13 protein-coding genes are annotated in these 21823 nt (G+C 53.1%); 4 read left to right on the top strand and 9 right to left on the bottom strand.

What is annotated here, in order from left to right; translation table 11 throughout:
• Positions 1-89: 89 nt before the first annotated feature.
• The gene (locus tag ACR3FF_RS19475; RefSeq protein WP_458189781.1) at positions 90-7712 is read right to left on the bottom strand and encodes a SpvB/TcaC N-terminal domain-containing protein; all 7623 of its coding nucleotides are present in this window, start codon (positions 7710-7712) and stop codon (positions 90-92) included.
• A 504-nt stretch (positions 7713-8216) separates the two neighbouring features.
• Between ACR3FF_RS19475 and ACR3FF_RS19470 the strand changes: the two genes are divergently transcribed.
• The gene (locus ACR3FF_RS19470; protein ID WP_458189780.1) at positions 8217-8957 is read left to right on the top strand and encodes a DUF4397 domain-containing protein; all 741 of its coding nucleotides are present in this window, start codon (positions 8217-8219) and stop codon (positions 8955-8957) included.
• Between the two features lie 493 nt (positions 8958-9450).
• Here ACR3FF_RS19470 and ACR3FF_RS19465 read toward each other — a convergent pair whose 3' ends face one another.
• Positions 9451-9612 (bottom strand): hypothetical protein, encoded by a 162-nt coding sequence (locus ACR3FF_RS19465; protein ID WP_458189779.1) that lies wholly within the window; start codon positions 9610-9612, stop codon positions 9451-9453.
• Between the two features lie 379 nt (positions 9613-9991).
• On the opposite strand from ACR3FF_RS19465, the gene ACR3FF_RS19460 reads away from it, so the two are divergent.
• On the top strand, positions 9992-10330 hold the full coding sequence (locus tag ACR3FF_RS19460; RefSeq protein WP_458189778.1) for a ribbon-helix-helix protein, CopG family: 339 nt from the start codon (positions 9992-9994) through the stop codon (positions 10328-10330).
• 411 nt (positions 10331-10741) lie between these two features.
• Here the strand turns inward: ACR3FF_RS19460 and ACR3FF_RS19455 are convergent, their stop codons facing one another.
• Positions 10742-11635, bottom strand: coding sequence for a hypothetical protein (locus tag ACR3FF_RS19455; protein WP_458189777.1), 894 nt, complete (start codon positions 11633-11635; stop codon positions 10742-10744).
• Between the two features lie 788 nt (positions 11636-12423).
• Entirely contained in the window at positions 12424-13521 is a 1098-nt protein-coding gene (locus tag ACR3FF_RS19450; protein WP_458189776.1) for a transcriptional regulator FilR1 domain-containing protein, read from the bottom strand.
• A gap of 214 nt (positions 13522-13735) precedes the next feature.
• Between ACR3FF_RS19450 and ACR3FF_RS19445 the strand changes: the two genes are divergently transcribed.
• Positions 13736-15073 carry a cytochrome P450 gene (locus ACR3FF_RS19445; RefSeq protein WP_458189775.1) on the top strand — a complete coding sequence of 446 codons (1338 nt, stop codon included), beginning with the start codon at positions 13736-13738 and terminating at the stop codon, positions 15071-15073.
• A 323-nt stretch (positions 15074-15396) separates the two neighbouring features.
• Here ACR3FF_RS19445 and ACR3FF_RS19440 read toward each other — a convergent pair whose 3' ends face one another.
• From ACR3FF_RS19440 to ACR3FF_RS19430, 3 genes are all read right to left on the bottom strand, one after another.
• Complete coding sequence (locus ACR3FF_RS19440) at positions 15397-16077, bottom strand: alpha/beta fold hydrolase (RefSeq protein WP_458189774.1); 681 nt, start codon at positions 16075-16077, stop codon at positions 15397-15399.
• A gap of 477 nt (positions 16078-16554) precedes the next feature.
• Positions 16555-16968 carry a DUF8160 family protein gene (locus ACR3FF_RS19435; RefSeq protein ID WP_458189773.1) on the bottom strand — a complete coding sequence of 138 codons (414 nt, stop codon included), beginning with the start codon at positions 16966-16968 and terminating at the stop codon, positions 16555-16557.
• Positions 16961-17743 (bottom strand): ParA family protein, encoded by a 783-nt coding sequence (locus tag ACR3FF_RS19430; RefSeq protein WP_458189772.1) that lies wholly within the window; start codon positions 17741-17743, stop codon positions 16961-16963. Before ACR3FF_RS19430 ends, ACR3FF_RS19435 begins: the two co-directional genes overlap by 8 nt.
• A gap of 733 nt (positions 17744-18476) precedes the next feature.
• On the opposite strand from ACR3FF_RS19430, the gene ACR3FF_RS19425 reads away from it, so the two are divergent.
• A complete protein-coding gene (locus tag ACR3FF_RS19425) occupies positions 18477-19718 on the top strand; it encodes a Cdc6/Cdc18 family protein (protein WP_458189770.1) in 1242 nt (413 codons plus the stop codon).
• Between the two features lie 312 nt (positions 19719-20030).
• Here the strand turns inward: ACR3FF_RS19425 and ACR3FF_RS19420 are convergent, their stop codons facing one another.
• Positions 20031-20525, bottom strand: a complete 495-nt coding sequence (locus tag ACR3FF_RS19420; RefSeq protein WP_458189769.1) for a DUF8154 family protein — start codon at positions 20523-20525, stop codon at positions 20031-20033.
• A complete protein-coding gene (locus ACR3FF_RS19415) occupies positions 20518-21228 on the bottom strand; it encodes a nucleotidyltransferase domain-containing protein (RefSeq protein ID WP_458189768.1) in 711 nt (236 codons plus the stop codon). The genes ACR3FF_RS19420 and ACR3FF_RS19415 overlap by 8 nt, the downstream gene beginning before the upstream one ends.
• Positions 21229-21823: the final 595 nt, after the last annotated feature.

Raw genomic sequence — 21823 nt, 5'->3', positions numbered from 1 at the left:
CGGCGCTCTCACTGGAGTGAGACCGCCGTCTTTGGTTGAATCATTCGCTCATCCGCGCCAGCTACTCTCGTCTCGCCCCAGAAGCCGAGTCAGTAATCAGGAACGATGGGAACTACCGATTTTGATGGGTATAAATTCCCACTTCGAGTCGGACTTGCTGGGATCCCTCTTGCCTCAACAATTGCCTGTTCACATGCAAGGCAGACTTTCCGCCCCGCACCAATTGCAACCGGCCGTTGTACATTCCTCTTGGCGAAATTGACTATTTTTTGTTCTGCATGTGTCGATACTTTAGACCCGGGAGCTACTCTTTCACTCTGTTTAAGTGCTCCTTTGACTTGTGTCCTTATATTCTGATATTTGCCACTTGCAGCAACAACTACTTGACGATGACCATAAACCCCTTCCGTCACCCCTGCAGACATGGTTATTCGTCCATATGAACCTTTTTTCCCTGTCTTTGGATTAATTCGGGGTAGGGTTTTTTGGAGTTCAACTGATCGTTGATGCGCGTATTCATTAGGTGTCCGATACAAATGTGGTTGGCGGGCTTGTTTGACAAACGTTGTTCCCATAGAGACAGCTCCAATTACCGCATTTGTAGCGGCGAACCCCCTCTCAAGCGTTGAGAGTTTCCGTCCAGGGTTTATACTTCCAGTTACGAAATTACTAATATGAGCTCCTGATGTCTCACCGGTTACGGCTTCAACTCCGCTAACACCTGTCTCGTAGGCCGAAGAAACCGCTAGGGTTCTTGCGACGGGGAAACTCGCGGCCCCGAGCCGACCTACTTGTGCAGCGGCACCCAATCCTGCGGTACCAAGAGTGATAGCGGTTTGGACGGCAGTTTCTCGAGTCCATAGGCAAGAAAAGAATCCACCAGTCCAACCAGCTGCTTGCTTCAAGAAACCACCGAAACCGCCTTGTTTTTCCCCTTCGACGACTAGATCGGCATAGTATTGAGCCGCGTGCTCAGCTTTAGTGGTCAGCGGAATATAAGAGCCTAAAGACTTCTTACTTTGATTCCCTTTAGGGTCGACAAATAAAATAGGATTATTGTGAGTATAGATGTAAAGATTAGTTTCATCGTCTGTCCCTGCAGGGTCACAGCCAATCCACCGGCCTAACCAGGCCGAATAATATCTTTTTCCGTAATAGTAGAGGCTACTCTCCATGTCCTGTTCCTTCCCCGTGTAACGATACCGCTTCCTGGCAAACCCACCAAAGGTCGTCTCACCGTACGATGAGTACTCCTCAAGGCTCACCCACCCACCATCACCGGTAACCACGACATTACTACTCCCAAGGTGATCCTCAAAATGATACTTCACTGCTGGCGCCACGTCACCGTCATCAAATGGGTCGCCAACACGAACCATCGCGATTCGTTTCTGGTCGTCCATTACGTGGAGCGTGTTGTTATCTCTCGTCTCGTTGTTCGTTGCGAGTTGATGGTGTTCGAAGACATCGTCCACGTACACGGTGCTCTCCGTCCGACCAGTCTTTTCCACCACCTTCTTCACTCGTTGTCCACTGGCATCGTAGCAGTAGAACGCCTCTTTCGATGGATTCGATTCGGAGTCCCGATAGCGACGGAGCCGGTCAGCGTGATCCCAGTTGAGAACCATCCTTTCTCCCGTTTTCTGGGCAGTGAGATTCCCATTCTTGTCGTAGGTGTGGGTCTTGTTAGAACCGGTGGGTGAACTCCCGGCGTACACGAGTTGGTTGTTCTCTCCCTCAACATTGAAGTGGCGGGTCCAACTCGGGTTGGTTTTGTTACGGTCATCACTCTGGGCGCCGTGCCGCATCCGCGTCATGTTCCCGACCGCATCGTAGTTGTACCGCTCCCAGTACTTGGCCGTCTGTTCGGGCGCCTTCTCAGGGGTGACAGTGGGCATCCCCGTACCGGGTGGCTGGTGACCACAGGGCGTGTAGTCCGTCATCGGGCGCTCATCTAATAGCGCAGTGCACTCGCGCCCGGTGGCGTAGACCAGTCGGTAGAGCGGGTCGTACTTGAATTTTCGGTCCAGCTCGTGTCTACGGTCCATTGTGTCTTGCACGCCACAGTGCGGCGTCTGGTCGGTGATGCTCGTGATGTTCCCGACAAGATCGTACCCGTAGGTGAAGTTCTGATAGAGGTCTCCACCGGGCTGGTCACCAGTCGCTCGATAGCCATTGGTGTCTGGTTCGTACGTCTCAGACCGCATCCTGCTGAGCCGGAACGTCTCGGGGTCGTACGCGTACCGCGTCATCACCCCGTTTCCGTATGTGACGAGCGTGCGCTGCCCTTTCGCGTCGTACGCAATGTGATCGACGAACGTCTCACTCGACTCCTGAGCGGTTCCCACATTACTATGTAACTCGACTCGTTTGAGCGTTCCCGCGCGGTTGTACTCCGGCCGCAATACTTTGCGATCGTCAGTGACGTCCTTGGGATAGACGACTCTCACCGGCCGGTTGAGGCCGTCGTACTCGAAGGACGTTTCGTACATATCGCCCTCGTCTTCGAGAAGTTGGGCTTCCCTCGATTCGAGCGACACCCTGCCGCCCGACCCCCATCCCACTGGACCGGGAGTTGATACGATGTCGTCCGTGAGGACGCGCCGTATCTTTGCTTCGACATTCCCCTTGAAGTCATACGAGTCGAACGCGAGCAGCCCGGCTTCGTCGTAGTGGCGGTAGAGAGCACCAGAGAGATTCCCTGCCTTGGCCGTCGAAGTTGAGACGAACTCGGTGTCGTCACCGTAGACGAGGCGCTCGCGCAGCGTCACGTCACCTTCCTTGCCATCGCGGGCCCAGACGTGCGTCGAACGATTGAGCGCGTCGTACGCCCGCAGCGTAAGCGCCTCCCTGCTGTCACGTCGTTCAACTTCGTTGCCCGCCGCGTCACGGACGATCAGCCGTTCGCCAGCATCGATACTGTCAGTTCGAAGCATCGAATTCGCGAGGTCGTAGACATGCTCGAACGCCGTTCGTTCAAGCGCGTCGGTGATCGTCAGTGGATTCCCGCGGATGTCATATGTGGACTTTGTGCTGACTTCTTCGAGTCGCTCTTCCTCCTTTTCTCGTGTCCGTTCGACTGTCTCGATCGTCCGGCCGAGCGCATCCACGACCGCGCTCGATGGCGTGTTCCAGTGGTGCGTGGGCGCTTTCGAGTCCGTTCCGTGTGTTCGGCCCGCGTTGTCATTCTCGTCGTAGGTGTAGATTTCCCACGGGCTCGGCTTGAATCGTTCAGGGTCGGTAAGATCGTCAGGGATGCCGTGGACGACACGCTGTTCGGAGCCATCAGGATTGACCGTTCGAACCGGCTGTCCACGCGGATCGTAGTACGTCCGGACCGCTGCGCCAAAAATCGTCGACTGGTCCGATCCTCCCTGCACCTCTGTGGCTTTGGCTTCTGATCGAGAGAGGTAGTCCCATCCCTCGTCATAGAACGGCTCGTACTGTTCGACGACGCGCCCCTTGTTGTCGAAGGTCTTCCAGCCGCTCACGACGACCCGCGGAGCCGCCTGATTCGAAACGGATGTGCCGGTGACCTCTTTCGGGAAATCACCGTTTTCGTCAATTTTGAAGCCGCCGAAGGGCCCCTCGCCGAACGCGCGCTCTTCGGCTTGCGTCCGCGTCTGGACAAGACGCCCGAAGCCGTCAGAGTACTCCCGTGACTGAATGAACCGATTGGGGTACTGTTCAATTTCCGGCTGTTCGGGGATCTGGGCTGTCTGCTCTCGCGGGAAGAGATCTTTGATTTCAGCGTCGGTCAGTGGCGGCTGCCCGGCTTCGTCACGTTCCTCATTCTTCGCTCGAATGAGGTCGTGCGCGTGTTGTTCGCGCTTGATCGTGTGAACGTTGATCGGCTGTCGGTCGTCTGGTGGACTCTCCTCGAACGCCGCGAAATCGTAAATGAACTGCGTCCCGGGGGCATCAAATTCGAATCCTGGCTCGTCCAGAATATCACCCACCTGCTCGTCTTCACCACCCATGACCGCAATGGATTCCGGCAGGCCGAGCGGCGTGTATCGGACGCGTGTTCGGTTGCCATTCGGGTCCTTGACCTGCACGGGCTGCAGCACCCTGTAGTCGTACGATGCGGCAGTCGTCAGACCGACAGCGTCTGTGACCTCGATTGGAAGGAGATCGAAGGTATCGTACTCGATGGTTGTGGTGTCACCGCGGGGACCACGAGTCGCCACGAGTTGCCCCCGTGAAACCCTACTCGATTCGTGGAAATCGTATTTCCGCCGCTCGGTCGCGACATAGTACCCATTCGCTATGAACGGCGAATCGCTCCCGGCGCCGTCTGGGACACCGTAGCCAAGTGGAGTCATCGAAAGACCGGGCCGAGTGGCGTCGGCAGACCCGTCGCCGGTCGATCCCCGAAGTAATCCACGGAACTCCTCAGGATAGTGCTGTGGCCACTGCGCAGTTTCTCCCGGCTCGAAATACGGATGATTCTCGGCGTTCGGAAGTGATATCTTGCCCTCGGAGTATGCTTTTTGTAGAACCTCGTCAGTCAGGACCAGTTCCTCGGTCCGAACCAGCGCGCCGTAGTCCCCGATCTCGCCGACTGGTCGACCGCGGAACGCGCCTCCACCGTCGCCGTCGTAGAAATTGACCGTCTGGGCGATCACGTCGGTCGCACACTCGCCGGCTTCGATGGCCGTCTTCAGGGTGAAGACGTCGTCGCGACCATCGTTCGAGATCTCGTAGGTCGTCGAACTCGCCACGCGATCGACAATATACGGATCTGCGTCGTCAGCGGGTGGATCGATATATTCTGTTTTCGTCCACGTCGCGAGATACGGCTTCGTCTTAGCCGGTGCAGCTGTCTTCGTGAACTCCCGTCCCCTGGGTACGGCGATCGAAATCTGTGACTGTGGTTGCCCGTAGTCGTCGTAGTCGCCCGTGAACGCGAACTGGGTCATCGGGTCGTCGCCGCGTTCCCACTGGGAGGTCCGCTCTCCCGTCTTGTAGACACAGAAGATACGACGGGGCTGTTTCCAACCCGGCCGTCGGAGCGATTCAGAGCGCTCGTTCGGTGGCTGTTTCTCGACGACCTCGTACGCGGTTTCCGTCACTGTATAGGGTCGGTCCTGCTCACCATCGTCGAGCGCGTAGAGTTCAGTTCGAAGAACACTTCCGCGGAGCGCACGGAGCGCGTCACGCCGGTCACGCCGTCGGTCAAGGTTCAACTGCTGGAGATTCGCCTGCCGATCGGCGGGCGAGGAGAGCACCTGCGGATCCTCCGACCAGTACTCGCGCTCGTGGTTCACCTCCGACCACTCACCAAACTCGTTACCGACGGGACCCTGGTGGAACCATGTCTTCGTGAGCGTCGGGTCAGAGAAGTGTTCGTCATCCACATGCTCAAAGCTTACCTCGTCGTGGAGTCCCTCCTCGTTGTATTGGTTGAACGTTGTCGTGTCCTCCTGCTCAACGAAGCCGAATCCACGGAATTCCCGATCACCGCCGTCCCAGTAGCCCTGGTGGTACCGATAGAGGGTCGTGAGTTTATTCTCTGAAATTTGGTCAATCGTCTCGACCTGCGAGACGACCTGCACAGGGAATGGGAGCGACGTCTGCCAGCGTGTCTCACGGTCCTGCTGATCTTCGAGGTAGAATCGGGTCGACGGTTCGTACTTTACCCGCGTCACCGCCCCCATGTGGTTGTCCATCTCGTTCAGGACGTACGGCTTCGTTCCCTCGGTAAAGTCCAGGAAGAACATATTGTGACGGGAGCCGCGAGCGTCAGCACTCCAGAGGACGCCCTGAATCCCGCTTCCCTTCAAATCGACCAACCGAACAGCGTCCATGTCTGTCACGGAGGGCGTCCCCTCGATTTCGATTCGGTCGCTCCACGCGTTCCCGCTCTTGTTGATCCACAGCAGTACGCGGTCGTCGTCGACATACACGAGATCCGCACACCCGTCACCGTTCACGTCACCGAGAAGGATTCGTCGAGGGTCGTATCCAGACGGGAAGCGAGGGCTGTTACGCATGTGGATGCGACGGCCCCAGTTCCCGTGTCCGAGATTCGGCCAGTACTCGACGTTCCCGTCGTGGATGAGGACGATATCCTGAAGGCCACCGCCTGAAATGCCGCCGAGCCGTACCCGCGGGTCGGAAAAGGAGACGTCGGGAAATGCCTCAGCACGCTTGCGGGAGACCGCCCGGACGTCGTTCCACCCTTCCTCCCGATCGCTGAAGAAGTGTTCCAGCCGCGTCCCCGAGCGGATGACGTCCGTCGAGCCATCGCCCGTCAAGTCTGTCGGTTGCGCCTCGGAGTCTTCCAGGCTGAAGCTCGGGGGCTGCTCGAATCGCTGGAAGGCGTCCTCATCCCACCCGCCGTCGGGTTGCAGCGAGAAGTAGCCTGCGGGCCCGTTGGTCCCATTGCCGGAGACCATTAAGTCGACCTGGGCATCACCATTCATATCCATCATCTGGACGCCAGGATCAGCCAGGCGCGCCTGCGTCGGCGCTTCGCGCATCATGCGTGGCTCGTCAAACTCGCCATTGCCGAGGTTTCGCCAGTACCGCACCGTGCCGTTCATCTCGACGATATCCGGCAGCCCGTTCGCATCGAGATCCGCCAACTCCAAGTCTGGATTTGCGAGTGATCGAGTCGGGAGGTCGCCTTCGACGGGGTCGAAATTTCGATCTTGGGGGTCAAATTCGGAGTATCCGAACTCCAGTGGCGGTAGTTGTTGTGTGTCCTCAACACCGTCCTCCATTTTGTGTCCGGTAACCTCAACTTTGCTCAGAAGCGAAACCCCGTTCAACGGTGCCCGCTGATCGTGACGCTCATCCTGATAGATCAAATTGTAGCGCCGGATTGTCTGCCCGTCAGCATCATACGTTCCGTCTTCATCACCGTGCGTCGTCACGGTGATCTCCTTACACCGCTTTCGGGTCCGGATTTCGAAGCCGGCTGAATAATCCGAGAACGGGTCAGGGCGCTCCGTCTCGCGGTCCGTTTCGTTGGATCGCTGCTCGTATTCGAAGTCAACGGAGACGAGATATTTGGATTCGGATTCGCCACCATCCACTGACTCGACACCAATGTATTTGATCCGCTTCAGATACGTCTGATCCCAGTGACGCTCATCGGTTTTCCCGCGATCGCGGTCGTATTCATAGACGATCTCGTTCCCGAAGGGATCCTCCGTTCGCTTGAGCCGCCACGCAAACACCTTGGTACAGTTTTTCGGATCAGCGAGAACAGCTGAATCGGTCCCTCGTGAATCCGCAGTCCCATACGTGCTTACAAGGCCATCCTTGCTGTGCACCGTCCAGTAATCGTCCTCGGAATTTCGATGGTGAACGATTCGAGCAAACAACCCCTCTGTTCGGGGTCGATAGATCGTCTCATCTCCCTCTTCGTTGCGCTCAACGGGCACGAGATCCTCCGCTCCAGAAAGGAGAAACGTATCTTTGGTATCGTCATAGATGGGCACTCCGTCAGAGGTTTTCCGACTGACGCCCGGAACGCTCAACTGCCAGCCTTGCCCGAATGCACTATTCCCATTCCCTGTACTGTAGGTTAAACTGAGTTCAGGCCCGAAATCGTTCCGTCCCGCGGGAAGATCGATTGGGACGGTGAAATTACCCGTTCCGGTGTGTAGGTCCGCAGAGAACGTTTCGCCAATTCCTTTGAGCGCTCCCCCGCCTTCGGGGAGCGATATTACTTGTTCGGAAACCCCCGATTTGTTGCTCATCCGTTCTTGCCCCTCTTTGAGCAAGAGGCAACATCCAGATGCTTATGTATTCATGCAAATGATTGTCCATAGTCATGTCTTTACGGAGAACGATTTCCAGCCACGTACTTCGACGGCCAATCCGCTAGAGTGCGAGCACTGATTTTAATTTCTGCTTGTTGAGAATGCTAGTATCGACTTTTAATATGGACGATACCTCGAGTATTTACACGCTGAGTGAAACACTGGCTGGATAGGCTCTGCAGTGAGAAGTCTCGAGGTGAATTCACCAAGTCCCGATTGTTCTCGTGCTCCAGCGGTTCAATGACCGATGGATCATCGTGACTCAGAATGTTGATTCCCGTCGTGATCTCGTACGCGGCCAAATCATCCTGACTACGACGATTACTCGGGGACAGACCGTGAGGATCGATGTGTTCATCGAGCCGAGATGAGATCGGTCGAAATTGCTGGACAAAATCCTTTTCTACTAACCAATGGTGCCTTTTGTGGGGGGAAGTGCAGATGACTCAGACACGACGACACGTACTTCGAGCAATTGGGGCAAGTGGACTGACCATTTTCGGAGGGGTTTCAAGCGCACAAGAGACAGCCACGGCGAATAGCAGCGAGGTCGCCCGTCTTCGAATCATCCACGCCGTCCCCGGCGTGCCGGCAATCAACGTGTTTGTCGACGGAGAGTGCGTCCTGAACGGTGTGGCATACAAGGATGTGAGCGACTACCTCGAATTCGAACCGGGAGGCCACACCCTTCAATTCGCGCCCGCAGGGGAAGGACGGGAGGGTGCGTTTCTCAAAGAACAGCTTACGCTCGAAGCCAACACCGATTACACATATGCGGCGGCAGCGGGCACGGACGATACCCCAGGTCCGTTCTTGTTCGTTGACAACAACGAAATGCCGTTGGGGAATCAGGTTCGTTTGCGAGCGATCCATCTCTCGACCGATGCGCCAGCAGTCGATATCGCAGCAGATGGTGATGTTCTGGTCGAAGGACTCAAAGTCGGTGACGCCAGTGACTACGTCGAAGTGCCTGCCGGGTCCTACACACTCGAAGTTCGACCCGCCGGAGAGAAGAAGGCCGTCGCGACGTTCGATGTGACGCTTGCTGGTGGCACGGCCGTGTCAGCGTTTGCTGTCGGTCTGTTGGAGGCCACCGACGAAGCCCAGGCGTTCGACCTTGTGACAACCGTGGATGCAGAAGAAGAAACAACGACTACGACCACTGCGACTACGACCTATTAGAGGTGGGTCGATCACGACGATACACCTGATTATTTGAATCCGTCACTGTGGTATCGCTTCGACTACTCCCTAAAATTAGAAACGCAGTGGAATTAGTCGGGTCGCCACCTTTGGGAAAAGCATAGATCTTGCGCACAGCTCCCTGACCGATAACTGTCTACCAGTTATTCGGCTTCGTGGGAGCTAATATGGTCATTCACTCTTTCCATAGAAAGCAGTCAGAAAGACCCTTGAACACACGAACGCAGCTGAATTCAACAAATCATCATTGGAATGATGAGTCACACCCGTTGTGAGCGGACACGAGAGCGAAACCACGAGGTAGCTTTAATATACATCTATACTGACTCTGAATGAAATTGGGTTCTTTCGTAGTTGTGACTAGAGTGAGAAGCGTCGGAAACGTAAGGAACCGCCCCAAGCCGCAACCAGAGGCGGTCTACACGTCACGCCCCGTCCAACGTATCACCTGTGTTCTATTTTCTCGGCGTTCTCACACCCCACTACCGTCACGTCCGGTCACAACGGGTGTGACGCCACCCATGACTGTGCCATCCTCGAGGAGATCAAACTCGTGATACCGCATCTCGTTCAGCCCATCCGCTGTGGCCATGTCCATTGCCACGATTTTGACTTTCTCCTGTTGCTGACTCACGCGGCGCTGGAACTCCACGTTCGGTGCGTCGAGTTGTGGACAGAGAGCCGATATATCGTGAAGTCGATACAATGCTAGCGGGATCGAGACGTCTGGGTTGAGCAGACGAACGAGCCTTCAATGATGGTGAGAGCACAACTCGTCGAGGACGCCACCAACGCAATCAACGAGGTCTCCATAAGTCGAGTAGAGAAGTATGGGCCGATGGACTCGTGGCTCATGCATTGAAAGCACCGGTCTCAACTTCAGTGAGCGAGGACAATCGATGCGCGCCGTGCGTATTAGTATATTATACTAACTATGGGTTCCACTCGAAATACGTCGCACGCACGTCTGACTGAATCCTATATGAATCCAAGCGTATTCACAGACCAACTCAATGAAGAACATGACCGTCCGGCTTGAAAAAGACGAAATAGAGGAGTTGGAGAAGGAAGCGAAGAAACAAGATGAATCCAGAAGTGAATACGTCCGTCAAATCATCCGCAATCGTGAGTCAACGCGTTCAGCACTGGATTCAGATTCTGAATCCGCTTTCCTGAGAGAGGCTCTATCCCGGCTTGAAGGCGAAATTGAGCGATTGCACGAAGAAAATGACCGACTGACGCGACAACTCGAAGCCGATCCGGTCCCGGCGGTCGAAGATAGTAAGGAGACGTCGCTACTCACACGTGCAAAGTCGTGGATGTTTGGTCGATCAGAAGGAAATGCAGATTGACAAATAAGATTAGTGATTGATTTGCTTTTGGACGGCAGCAACGAATGCCTCACCATGGGATTTCTTCGCAGGGTATTCATCGTCAATTCCCGAGCCCTGAAGGCGAATCTTGCTCTTTCGAATTCCCCTGCTAAATTGGATCACCAATACACATCCCGGCCAAGATTACACTGTCGTAATTAACGCCCGAAAGTGAACCGTAATCACGCCAGACCTGTTCTCACACCATTTTCCACCTCACAAGCGCGGTGAGAAAAGTGAGAATAATTACACCCCACAGTAGCCGACCGTTCGTTCCACATCGAAGGGGGGCGCAATTTGCGCCCCCCTTGTCATCTGTGGAGGAGTACTCCAGAACCGCTTCGGGGTAAGATTACGCCCCGCGTTCGAGGGATAATTACGACAGGGTAATTATCGCTCTTCCTCACCTCCTTGTTCGAGCGCGGCCCGTGACTGTTCGGCAGCGAATTCACGGAACTCCTCCGCGTCAGCAACCAAGCGGGCAGCCTGTCCGCCCCGCTCGCCGGGTTCGAAGCGAACGAGGTTATCGTGGTTGTCCCACTCGCCTGACCCACTCACGCTACCGTTGTGTCGCGTATGACGCGCCAGCATTTTCATCGACCGCTGCACCGTGTTCGTGTTCGGATCGTGCATCCCGGCGCGGTGTTCCAACCGACGACGACACGCTGACGAATCAAGTTCGAGTTTCCCGCCTTTCGTCTTTTGCGCTGATTCGATGAACTCGCGCCAGAGGAACGTCATCCGATGCTTGTTCCCCGACAGAGGCGAGTCGGTGTCCTCCCGTTCAGCGGCTAGTCGTGCGGCCGTCTTCCGTTGTATTTCGAGATCGTGGGTCACGTCCGAATTGATGAGGTCGCTGACGTCCACTCGGTCGTGTTCAATGTCCTGGAGCCGTTGTTCGTGGTTCTCGAACACGCGCGTCGTCACGTTGTCAATCCGTGTTTCGAGCGCGTCTGTAGAATACGTCCATTGTTGGCGGATATGCGCAATCGCGGCGTCGGCCACGGCCTCGGCGCGGTCAGCCCGATCTCGTGCCTCAGCCAGTTCTTCTTTGGCCTTCTTTTGATCTTGCTCGAGCGTCTCGACGTGTTGCTGAAGCGATTTGGTCTGCTCAGCCTGCTGCTGGATTACCGCCCACATCGTTTCCCGGCTTGGGGCCTCCTGCTCAGCCGTGTCCGCGTTCGATGTGTTCAGCTCTTGCACGTCCATTCCTATCGCGGCGGCAAAGTCCTCATCCGAGACTGCGTTCTCATCAACTTCGTCGGGTGACAGTCCGATCGACATCAGTATTCACCTCCGAAATCCGTGGTGCTCATCGGCCCTCACCCAGTGGGGAAAGTCCAAGATCCTCGGGCAACAGATCTTCCAGTCGGTTCGCAACAGATGACAGTCCCTCTCTTTCGGGATCATAGATTCCGTGGTGAATTAGCCACAGGCGAGCTGTCGTTTCTGAGACGTCGAAGTGGGCCGCCGTGCCCGCGATTGTTCCTGCTTGCTCGTAGGCAGTCCGCAGCCGATCTGGATCACGGTACGGATGCTGCTCAAGTTCGTCAGCTGTTGTCAGCGACGATAGTGCCGTTGAAAAGCCAAAATTCGAGGCGGATTGGTTGGACGAACTCGATCTACTCTTGTCAGTCTTGTCTGTCCACTGATCTAGTCGGCACTGCGTGTCCGGCAGCGGGGAACCTTTACAAGAACTCGTTTCGAAGCTTTGGGTACTCTGGGACATAGCTTAGCGTAGTGCTTGGGTGTGTTCTGTGCCAGAGATGGCCGGTGCGCCCGCGAACGAGTGATTAGAGCCCACGTACGTTCGCTGATTTGCGCACCGGTGATACCGACCCGAGAGCCGTGCGGTTCTCTTTCATCGCCCGAATAGCGTCAAGTGATGACACATCCAGGCCAGCAGGTCGGGAAACGACCTCCGGCGTGGCTATCGCTTCTCACCGAGGTGTATTATTTGCACCGCCCTTTACGGTGTAAACACTTATGAAACACTGAAAATTATGCTAACATCTCTGAGCGGTGTTTTTTGATCGAGTAGTGCACTTCAATAGTGGTTCACGGGTGTGTACTCATTCAAAACAGATCTCAGACGTCGGTTGTGCTTTTGCTCGGAATGATTCATATAACCCAATGCCCCAGTCGACAAGTCGATCGTCCGAACTCTGAATCATGGCAATATGGTTACCGTCCCCAGCTTCGTTGTACGCCGCAATAGCAACTTTTCGATCGTCATATATTCCAATCCCTACTGTCTGAGATTCTTCCAAGATCAGTGGCTGGTAGTGATCGTACCGGTCGGATTCCACTGCATAGTGAGTTCTTGAATTGTTTGCGGCTTTCTTGTACGTTGGCCAATCGAGGATAGCTTCCGATTCAATACCAAGTTTTAGCAACCCATGGTAGGCATGGAAAAGGACAGGATTATACACGGAACACAAACATCGAAATCGACTGATGTGAGGATCATAGAGATCAAGACAAGTCGAGAGAGCCGATGCAGGACTGCGAGGATACGAGACGGACAAATCGGCTTCAGCAAGTGCTTCTACTGGAACCGTAGCAGCATCCAGCGGTAGACGCTGTAACCATGGTATCTTCTCGATAAGCTGCTCAACAACGATAACTAGTTTACTGTACTCCTTCAACGCATCTGACCCAACGGCTGTAATTCGATATTGTCCGGCGTCGTCCTCGAGCCATTCATACTGCGCAAATTCGGTGAGAGTACGTCTGATGGTCGCTTTCGACGGCAAGTTGTTCGCTGTCGTCTGAACGTCTCTTAGTCGATAGGGACCCTTTGTAAGTTGTTGCAAGAGTATGAGTGGATGGGCAGATCGCGTTAAAGAGGAAAGCCGTTCGGTCGAGATTGAGTATAGACATTTCTCCATTCTTTCCAGAAGGAGTTTTCCTCCAGCGGTTAGTTCGGCCCCTGACTCAGAACAACGGACAAACCCATGACTCTGTAGGCCGGCAAGATATGGAGAAACCGCCTGCCGAGAGAGATCAATATGGTTCGCGATGTCCGTTTGAGTAGTCGGAGTTGCTAAGTCCCGAAGGGCACGAAGCACTGCAAGACGTGCAGAATCTACGATCTCGTTGATAACGCTGCGAATGGTCAGTGCTTCGTCTATGAGTGGATGCTGTATATCGCGAGTAGTAGCAGTCACGGTTTAGTATCGATAGTGCCTATTCGGCCGTTCAGTCTAATATATTATTTGCTTTGGAATATCGTTCGTAATCTAGTTGAGAATATGTATTTATAATAAAGGAGGAGTAAAATATTAGAATGGTCTCCATTAGACCACTTCAGTGCTTCCTCCATACCCATAGCCTGGCCTGTGGTACAATGGCTTTATCTAACTGCTGGAGTGTTGTGCAACTATGGATTCAGAACCGCGGCAACCACCGGCCCCAACGGGCCTTCCGGTGCTCGGTCATACTCTCGCATTTGCTCAAGATCCGTTTGAGTTTACGTACGACGCAATCGACGAATGCGGAGATATCTATCGATTGGTGCTTCCAACCGAGGAGATTTATGTTCTAGCTCATCCTGATTATTTCAGGCAGGTACTGGTAGACGATGTTAAGGCCTTCAGCAAAACAGAGGATTTCCAGAAGGCATTCGGACAAGGGGTGCTCGCTACCGAGGGCGATCAATGGCGCCGACAGCGAAATATCCTCCAACCACTGTTTCACCGCAAGCAGGTCGCCGGTTATGGGGACTACATGGTTAAGGCAACACAGCGTCGTCTCAAGACGTGGTCGGTGGGCGAAACACGGGATATCGAATCGGAGATGCAAAATCTCACCCTCGAAATTCTCTTTGCGACACTCTTCGGCCGCGAGCTAGCACCAGGAGAGGGTGACGAACTTCGAGCCGCATCAGATGGTCTTAATAGCTGGTTCGCACCAACATCCTGGTTGTTACCAAATTGGATCCCAACGCCATCACGCCATCACTTTTCCGAGTCAAAGGAGTATCTTCGATCGGAAATTCGACGACTACTTACTGAATACGGTGAAGGGTCACAGCCTGATGGCCTCCACCAAGAAACACTCTTCTCAAAACTTGCGGAGGCTCGTGAAGCGAGTGGTCAAGATCACCTGAGTACCGAAGAAGTCGAGGGACAGCTTCTCACAATGCTCTTTGCTGGATATGAAACGACTGCAGCCGCTCTTGGGTTCGCCTGGTACGCAGTAGCCCAAAACCCCGAGATACAACACGCGTTTCACGAGGAACTCGATACAGTGCTAGGCGGTGAGCCACCGACGCATGCGGACATCTCTGACTTAGAGCTGACACAGCGAATTGTGACAGAGACACTTCGTATGTATCCGCCAGTACACACAATTCCCCGCCAAACAACGCAGGATGTTAAACTCGATGGATACCGGATTCCAGCGGATACGCAAATCCATCTCCCTCTCCTAGCAATACACCGTGATGAGCGATTCTACGACAACCCTTCGTCATTCCGTCCAGATCGGTGGACAACAGAGTTTGAGGACACACTGCCTGACTACGCATACATTCCATTTGGTGGGGGACGTCGGACATGTATCGGGCGAGAATTTGCCACATTAGAAGCAACGCTTGTGCTAGCGACGATTGGTCAACACTGGATGCTTGAATGGATAGGTAAGGAGGAGGTTTCGGTTGAACCAGGAATGACTATGAAGACAAAAAGTGGACTCCCAATGCAACTTCAGCCACAGTAAATATCCTCATCGCCTTCTATCTCGGTAGATGTGCTGAGTGTGTGATAAAGACCAATTAAATACCACTAGTCCCCATATATCTGGAGATAGAAGACAATGGGCCGACAGAGGAGGCAATACTCCCAGATGAACGTCTACCGAGATTCTAGCAACCACTTGATGAGAAATCTAATTTAAAACTTACTGAATCTATCGAAATTAACAATGGCTGATAGAACCGGCGTGCTACAGACAGAGGGTGTATTCAGCACAACGAATTCAGTGGTATCCCCTCAAATCCGGCCCTGCGCCTCACGGTGAACCGGGAATGTCGTATTCTACACTCATGTTGATAGAGTCGTGAGTAGAGTCTCGATGGCCTCTTGGCGACCTTTCGCCGAAAACAGTTGGTGTCCTCCATCGTATAGACGAATCTGGTCGGTACACACCGCCGTTCCTACTGATTGGAGACTGATAATGGTATCCTTGAGCGAAACAAAGACCACGGCATCCTCACTGATTGGTGGTCGTGCCTGCTGTGCGCGATAGATTTCCGAAATAAAGACCGGTGAGATCCGTTTCGGGAGGTGTTCCCACGCATCGACTGGCATATGCGCACCGACCTCATCGCGGCGCGTTTTGGTCGGGAGAATCCGGGCGCTGATCGGCAACCGTGGAACGATCCATCGTTCCCACGTGGAGACCTTCCCTTCGTAAATTCCCCACCAAGGTGAGAGATACACCGTTCGTGCATGTGTCTCCAGATACGCCGTGATGAGTCCTCCCAGACTATGACTCAACACAACCGCTGGTTCACACTCGTCGTGCACCCGCTGAACTGGCACTCGATACTCGTCCTCAAAATCAGCGATGTTAGTGGCTAATTGGAGTGCGCGAACTCGGTAGCCCGCCTCAGTAAGTCGGTCGATCAGCCAGCCCTCATTATCACCATCTATCCGATTGCCAAACCCCATGACGAAGAGGATCGTCGGGTTCCCCGACTCGTTGAACGTCCGAGTGTCCATATCTAATGCATTCTCCGTTGGGTGATAAAAACATCACATGGGAAAAGAGAGATCAACGTCACACTGAAGAGCGGAGTGATCAATAAGCGCCCTATATTCAGCACGGTCACTAAAGCCCATCATTGTTTGAGGATTTCAACAAGGCCAACTTACGGAACCAATGGCAACGGTCTGTGGAATCCATATAGCAGCATTCCGTGTATATCTCACCGTACTCGATCACCCACACAGTACGATAGCCGAAATCGCGGAAATTCTCGACCGAGATCAGAGTACGATCGGAACACAACTGAAACCGCAAACAGAGCTTGGTGACCCGGTATCCGCGCACTGTCTCGAATAGTGGTGTTAAATATTTTCATGTTGCTCAACCACTCGCAGAAACCACGGAGTGGCTACAGAACCAACTGGTCATCTGGACTAGTTCTGTTTTCTTCGAAGAAATCACCTTCCTACGAGCACTTTTTCCAGCCGTTCTTAGAGTTCCATGCGTTCAATGCGTTCCATGAGTTCCTGTGGTTCCAATTCTTCCATGCGTTCTAATCCAAGCTCGAACACGAGTGGGTAGAAATGGCGAGTCTTTTTCACTGTCTCTCCAAACTCCATTTCGAGTTCTAAGTCAAGACGCTTGTAGCCAGTCGACACCTTCCGATCAAGGTCATCAGACAAATAAACACTCCGTGCGTTCCAATCCTTCTTTACGTTCTTTGCTTTCCCATCGTTCTTTGCGTTCACAGAAGAATCCGACTTCCCATCGGATTGAGCAGACTGTGCGTTCCCACTGTTCTTTGCATTCCTTGCGTTCTTATCGTTCCCTTCGTTCTTCTCTGTCTGTTCTCCATCGAAACGTGCAGCGATCCGGTTGGTTGCGTCGTCACGGTGGTCACTCATGGGTCACCTCAAGGTCTGCCGCGATTCGATCATAGACCTCAATCATGTCACATTCCTCTGCATCTGGCGCAAAAATGGAGCCACCAGCATTCATCGCTCGTTTGATTGCGGCTCGATGTCGAACTTCGTAAACAGGACAGCGATTGTCAAAGGTATCCTCGAACCACTGAATCATTTCCCGTTGTTCGTTGTCAAGCGGATAGTTGACGTTAGAGATAATGACCCCACGCTCGGATACAGTGACGTCGTATCGTTTCTCCAGCGTCTCAATCTGTGTGAGAAGATGGTCAAGTGCGAGAATGGATGTATCTTCAGCTTCGACTGGAACAATGATATCACCACAAGCGAGAAGGACATTGTCGTTAATTGGCCCCAAACTCGGCGGAGCATCAACAAGGACGAAATCGTAGCCCTCCAAATCATCGAACAGCATCTGGAGTCGTTCCCGAGGTCGCCATCCTGAGGCGATAAGGTCCTGCTCTAGGCGGAACATATCAATATTCCCTGGAAGAACGTCGAACTCGGCATGCTCCACGGTGAGGTTGTTGATATCGTGGTCAGTCGGCTCTTTCATCGCATCGAACAACGACGGTGGGTCAGCTTTGTATGCGTCTCGTAAGTTGAGTTTGTTCGTGAGATACCCCTGCGGGTCGAGATCTGCTGCAAGCACGCGGTTGCCTCGATATGCCAGCGCGCCTGCGAGGTTGATCGTGTTCGTCGACTTCGCAACGCCCCCTTTTTGGTTCGTAATCCCGATGGTTTGTATTTCGCTCATGGAACGCAAGTCGTTCCATGAACGCATAGAAAATAAATCTACGTCAGACAAACCGCCTCAAAGCATCGATTAGCTGTTGACCACCTCGAGATCTAGTCCTCAATATATTCGCGAGAAGGATCCCGATCGGGAGTTCCACGAATCTTTACAGACACACCTCGGTCGCGGATGTAACGGAAAGAGGAGTGTGTCGCTGGTTCGAATAGATGGGAGACACACCACCATCGCGGATGTAACTCCTAATGAACCCTGTCGGTCTAGTAGATACCCATCGGTTCTTTGTATTATTCCCGAAACTCACTTATAGCATAGGGGTTGTAAAGTCCATTAAGCTAATTTCGACCATTTGGAAGAGTGGTCTTCTGTTTCGACCACTCTTCGTGTTATGCATTTGGCTAATTCCGTGATTTAAAGACTCTCTCCTACCCATTCGCTCATCCGTTACATCCGCGATGGTGGTGTGTGTGTTCCGGCTCGTTTTATTGACTCGAATTTTCATCTGCCAACGGATCGGGGCCTTCTATCGCCAATATTTCCTGTTTTTACATCCGCGACAGGGGTGTCCGACGCCGGATTTGCAAACGTCGTTCAGTATATCATCCGCGACGCCACCTAAATCATTCAGAAAACACAATCCACGACTTTGATAGCTATGTGTTGTGATTTTCACCGACTTACATCCGCGACTCCCCTGCCCTTTATTACGAATGGCGATTATGTAGTAGTCAATCGCATGGTATCCGATGAGTCAGACGACCGCGATCCACTCTTTCGGTACGATGACCCAGTCTTCGCCCGAGAAGAACTTTTGAAAATCAAGCACATTCCCGGGTCGGATCGAATCGTAGGTCGAGATGAGCATATGAAACAAGTTGCAGAGGCGCTCAACCCTGCAATTTTTGGCCGCGAGCCCACTCATCTCCTCATTTTCGGCGAAACCGGAACGGGAAAGAGTTTGATTTCGCGAAGCGTAACCGAGCGCGTCATTCAAGAAGCACAGCGCGATGACATCATAGTGAAAGCTGCCTACGTTGATTGTGGCGAACAAAATACCGAAGCTGGTGTCGTTAAGACCATTGGGCGCGAACTTAACGAGCCAGCGCAAAGCAACATCACTATCCCGGAACGGGGACTCGCAACAGGTGACTACTATCGTCGTCTCTGGAGTGTTCTCGATACCTGTTGTGACGTCGCGATTCTCATCCTTGATGAAATTGACCTCCTCGAGGACGATGAAGTCCTTCGGAAGTTATCGCGAGCAGGAGAAAATCAGCAAATCTCTGAATCGAATATCGGTATCATTGGGATCTCAAACAAGATCAATTTCGCCGATGAACTCGGTGAACGCGTCAAATCCAGTTTTGCACGCGATGAACTGGTTTTTCCCGCTTACGATGCAACCCAACTCGTCGATATTCTCGAGAACCGTCGTGATGCTTTTCGCGAAGATGTCCTCGAAGGTGATGTCATTCCACTAACCGCAGCGCTTGCAGCTCAGGAACACGGCGATGCCCGCAAAGCGATCGATATTCTTCGAAATGCTGGCCGTATTGCTACTCAGTCAGATACCGTGCCAGTAACCGATGAACACGTTCGCAAGGCAAAGAAAAAGACCGAAGCCGACCGATTTGCCGAATTGATCGCTGGTGCTCCGACACAAGCAAAGACGATTCTGCTGGCGCTTACCAATCTTACCGAGTCACAGCAAGCCGATGAGTTCTCCACGAAGGAAATTTATCGCCGGTACCAGCAAATCGCGCGTGGTACTGGTCTCGATATGCTCTCTGAACGCCGTACTCAAGAAATTTTGAAAGAGCATGATTTCCTGAACGTGATTCAATCAGAACGTCGAGGGCGTGGGCGTGGCCAAGGGGTTCACGCAAAGCACCGTCTCCTTGAAGAACCCGACATCGTCAAATCCGTTCTCGAACAAGATTCTCGTATCAGTGACTTTCTCTCGTCAGTTGACGAGTAGGCTTCTGACCCCTCCCTCTGTTTGAGCACTTTTCCCTTCCACCTTTACCTTCCACTCGTTCAATGCGTTCTTTGAACGCTTTCGCTTCTGTGACTTCCATTCGCTAGTATTACCTAGGTGCCTTCGTAGCCCCTGAGCGTGTGCTATATCCCTTAGCCACTAAAGGATCAAATTGACTTCCAATCGCTCTCGTTGTTCAATGCGTTCCAAGAAGCCAATGCGTTCAATGCATTCAATGCAGTCAATGCGTTCCAAGAAGGCATCTCTCTTTCTCTACAAGTGCTCTACTCCGGACTAACTGATAATTGACTGTCATCGGTCACAAAGACAACTGAAGTGGTCTCGTGGGTGATCCCGCAGGAACTCATGTATCGTTATCGCAAGTTCGAGCATAGCATCCGCCTGCTCGGCGGTAACTGCCCGCCCAGAATAGTACGATGCCGCTCGATTCTCATTGTACAACGCTTGGAAATCTTCTTTCAAATCGTCGCTAATCACTCCCAGTTCAAACGCGCGTTGATACGCATACTCGTGGTCCATAAAATCGTGAACTGCATCATCGCTCATCGCGATAGCATAAAATTCGAATGAGCGCTCGATCGCCCCAAACGCGAGTTCGACGACGGCTGTATGGTACCCATTTTGATCTTGAAGCGTCTGTGCAGCAGCAATCAGACGACATGCCTTCTTGAGTTGTGCTTCATCTTCAGTGAGTTCGGTAAGTCCATCCTCTGGTGTTCCGTCTTGCTCAAAGGATCGATGTGCGGTATCGAGTGTATCCGTGACCACCTTTGGATCGTCACTCATCGACTAGGTCCTCCATGATTGATTGGAATTTCTCGAACTCTTCGGTCTCGGATAGCGTGATCCCAGAGACAACAGTTTCGGCGATGTCTTCTGTGTGTGCGGGCACAGACGCAGGGGATTCCACAACAATATGAAAGTCATATCGCTCACCATTGATTTGCTTTGATGCGAGTTCTTTCCCGATTTGAGCTGCGCGTCGTTGGTTGCGGCCTCGGTGTTCGCGAACCAGTACCCAGAGATCAATATCGCTTTGCCGATCGGCTTCACCACGTGCGACACTCCCGTAGACGAGAACGCCGAGCACATCATCGAGGTCACTATTGAGTGTCTCGACAGCGGTTCGTACCGGTGCGTGGAATTCTGCCTGTGGGATACGGAGCAACGGATTGTCTGGAATGGTCACTCGCTCTCGATTGATACTGACGAGTTTCTTGTTTCCCTCATGTCGAACATGGACGAGGTCATTTGATGCGAGCACGTCGACTGCTTTTCCGACGGTTCGATGTGTGACATCCACAATCGATGCAAGTGCTCGGATTGTATACTCCTCGAAAGGACGGTCTATTAAAAACCGGAGTAATTCATCCGTTGCTTTGTGGCGATAGAGATTTGGATTGTTAGCTGGTACAGGTACCTGTATCGTCGCTCCGGATGTTTCTTCACCTCCTGTTGATCCCGATTGCTGGACACTCTCACTCTCCATAGATACTCTTAGTAGCCACTACTATAAAAACCTTATATGCAAATCGCTCAGTTAGGGGCATGGGAATTGGCTAGGAAATATATAGAAATAGAGTGACACACAGATAACTAAAAGAAAACTGGTCGAGATACCGTTAGCATGCGCTACTAACACACGACACAACCATTTTCAGACCTGCTCTTTCCGAATTGTTACTATATCTGCGGCCACTCGTTCGGATCCTTCCACTGCAATCACGAGCAGATTTGGTGCTGATGTACAGGGCGCTCGATCACCAACGTGGAATCCAGCATCTGCAGCACCCGGCAGTTGCACTTGATAGCCATTGCCTGCGATTTGCAGTGAGGCATCTGTGACTCGGTGGATCGAGACGGTGTCTAAAGCGGCTGATGTCGCGAGTTCGACGATGTTCTCGTTATTGATGCGGTCGATGTCGACGACGAGAAGAAGATCGTCGAACGCGAATACTCGGATATTCGGTAGTTCCCATCGTTCCTGATTACTGACTCGGTTTCTGGGGCGAGACGAGAGTAGCTGGCGCGGATGAGCGAATGATTCAACCAAAGACGGCGGTCTCACTCCAGTGAGAGCGCCG

This window comes from Haladaptatus ordinarius (assembly GCF_054177595.1).
This window is presented reverse-complemented; position numbering and strand designations above follow the sequence as displayed.

Coding starts and splice junctions, on each gene's coding strand:
- ACR3FF_RS19475 (WP_458189781.1), bottom strand. CDS start 7,712: ATGAGCAACAAATCGGGGGTTTCCGAACAAGTAATATCGCTCCCCGAA.
- ACR3FF_RS19470 (WP_458189780.1), top strand. CDS start 8,217: ATGACTCAGACACGACGACACGTACTTCGAGCAATTGGGGCAAGTGGA.
- ACR3FF_RS19460 (WP_458189778.1), top strand. CDS start 9,992: ATGAAGAACATGACCGTCCGGCTTGAAAAAGACGAAATAGAGGAGTTG.
- ACR3FF_RS19455 (WP_458189777.1), bottom strand. CDS start 11,635: ATGTCGATCGGACTGTCACCCGACGAAGTTGATGAGAACGCAGTCTCG.
- ACR3FF_RS19445 (WP_458189775.1), top strand. CDS start 13,736: ATGGATTCAGAACCGCGGCAACCACCGGCCCCAACGGGCCTTCCGGTG.
- ACR3FF_RS19440 (WP_458189774.1), bottom strand. CDS start 16,077: ATGGACACTCGGACGTTCAACGAGTCGGGGAACCCGACGATCCTCTTC.
- ACR3FF_RS19435 (WP_458189773.1), bottom strand. CDS start 16,968: ATGAGTGACCACCGTGACGACGCAACCAACCGGATCGCTGCACGTTTC.
- ACR3FF_RS19430 (WP_458189772.1), bottom strand. CDS start 17,743: ATGAGCGAAATACAAACCATCGGGATTACGAACCAAAAAGGGGGCGTT.
- ACR3FF_RS19425 (WP_458189770.1), top strand. CDS start 18,477: ATGGTATCCGATGAGTCAGACGACCGCGATCCACTCTTTCGGTACGAT.
- ACR3FF_RS19420 (WP_458189769.1), bottom strand. CDS start 20,525: ATGAGTGACGATCCAAAGGTGGTCACGGATACACTCGATACCGCACAT.
- ACR3FF_RS19415 (WP_458189768.1), bottom strand. CDS start 21,228: ATGGAGAGTGAGAGTGTCCAGCAATCGGGATCAACAGGAGGTGAAGAA.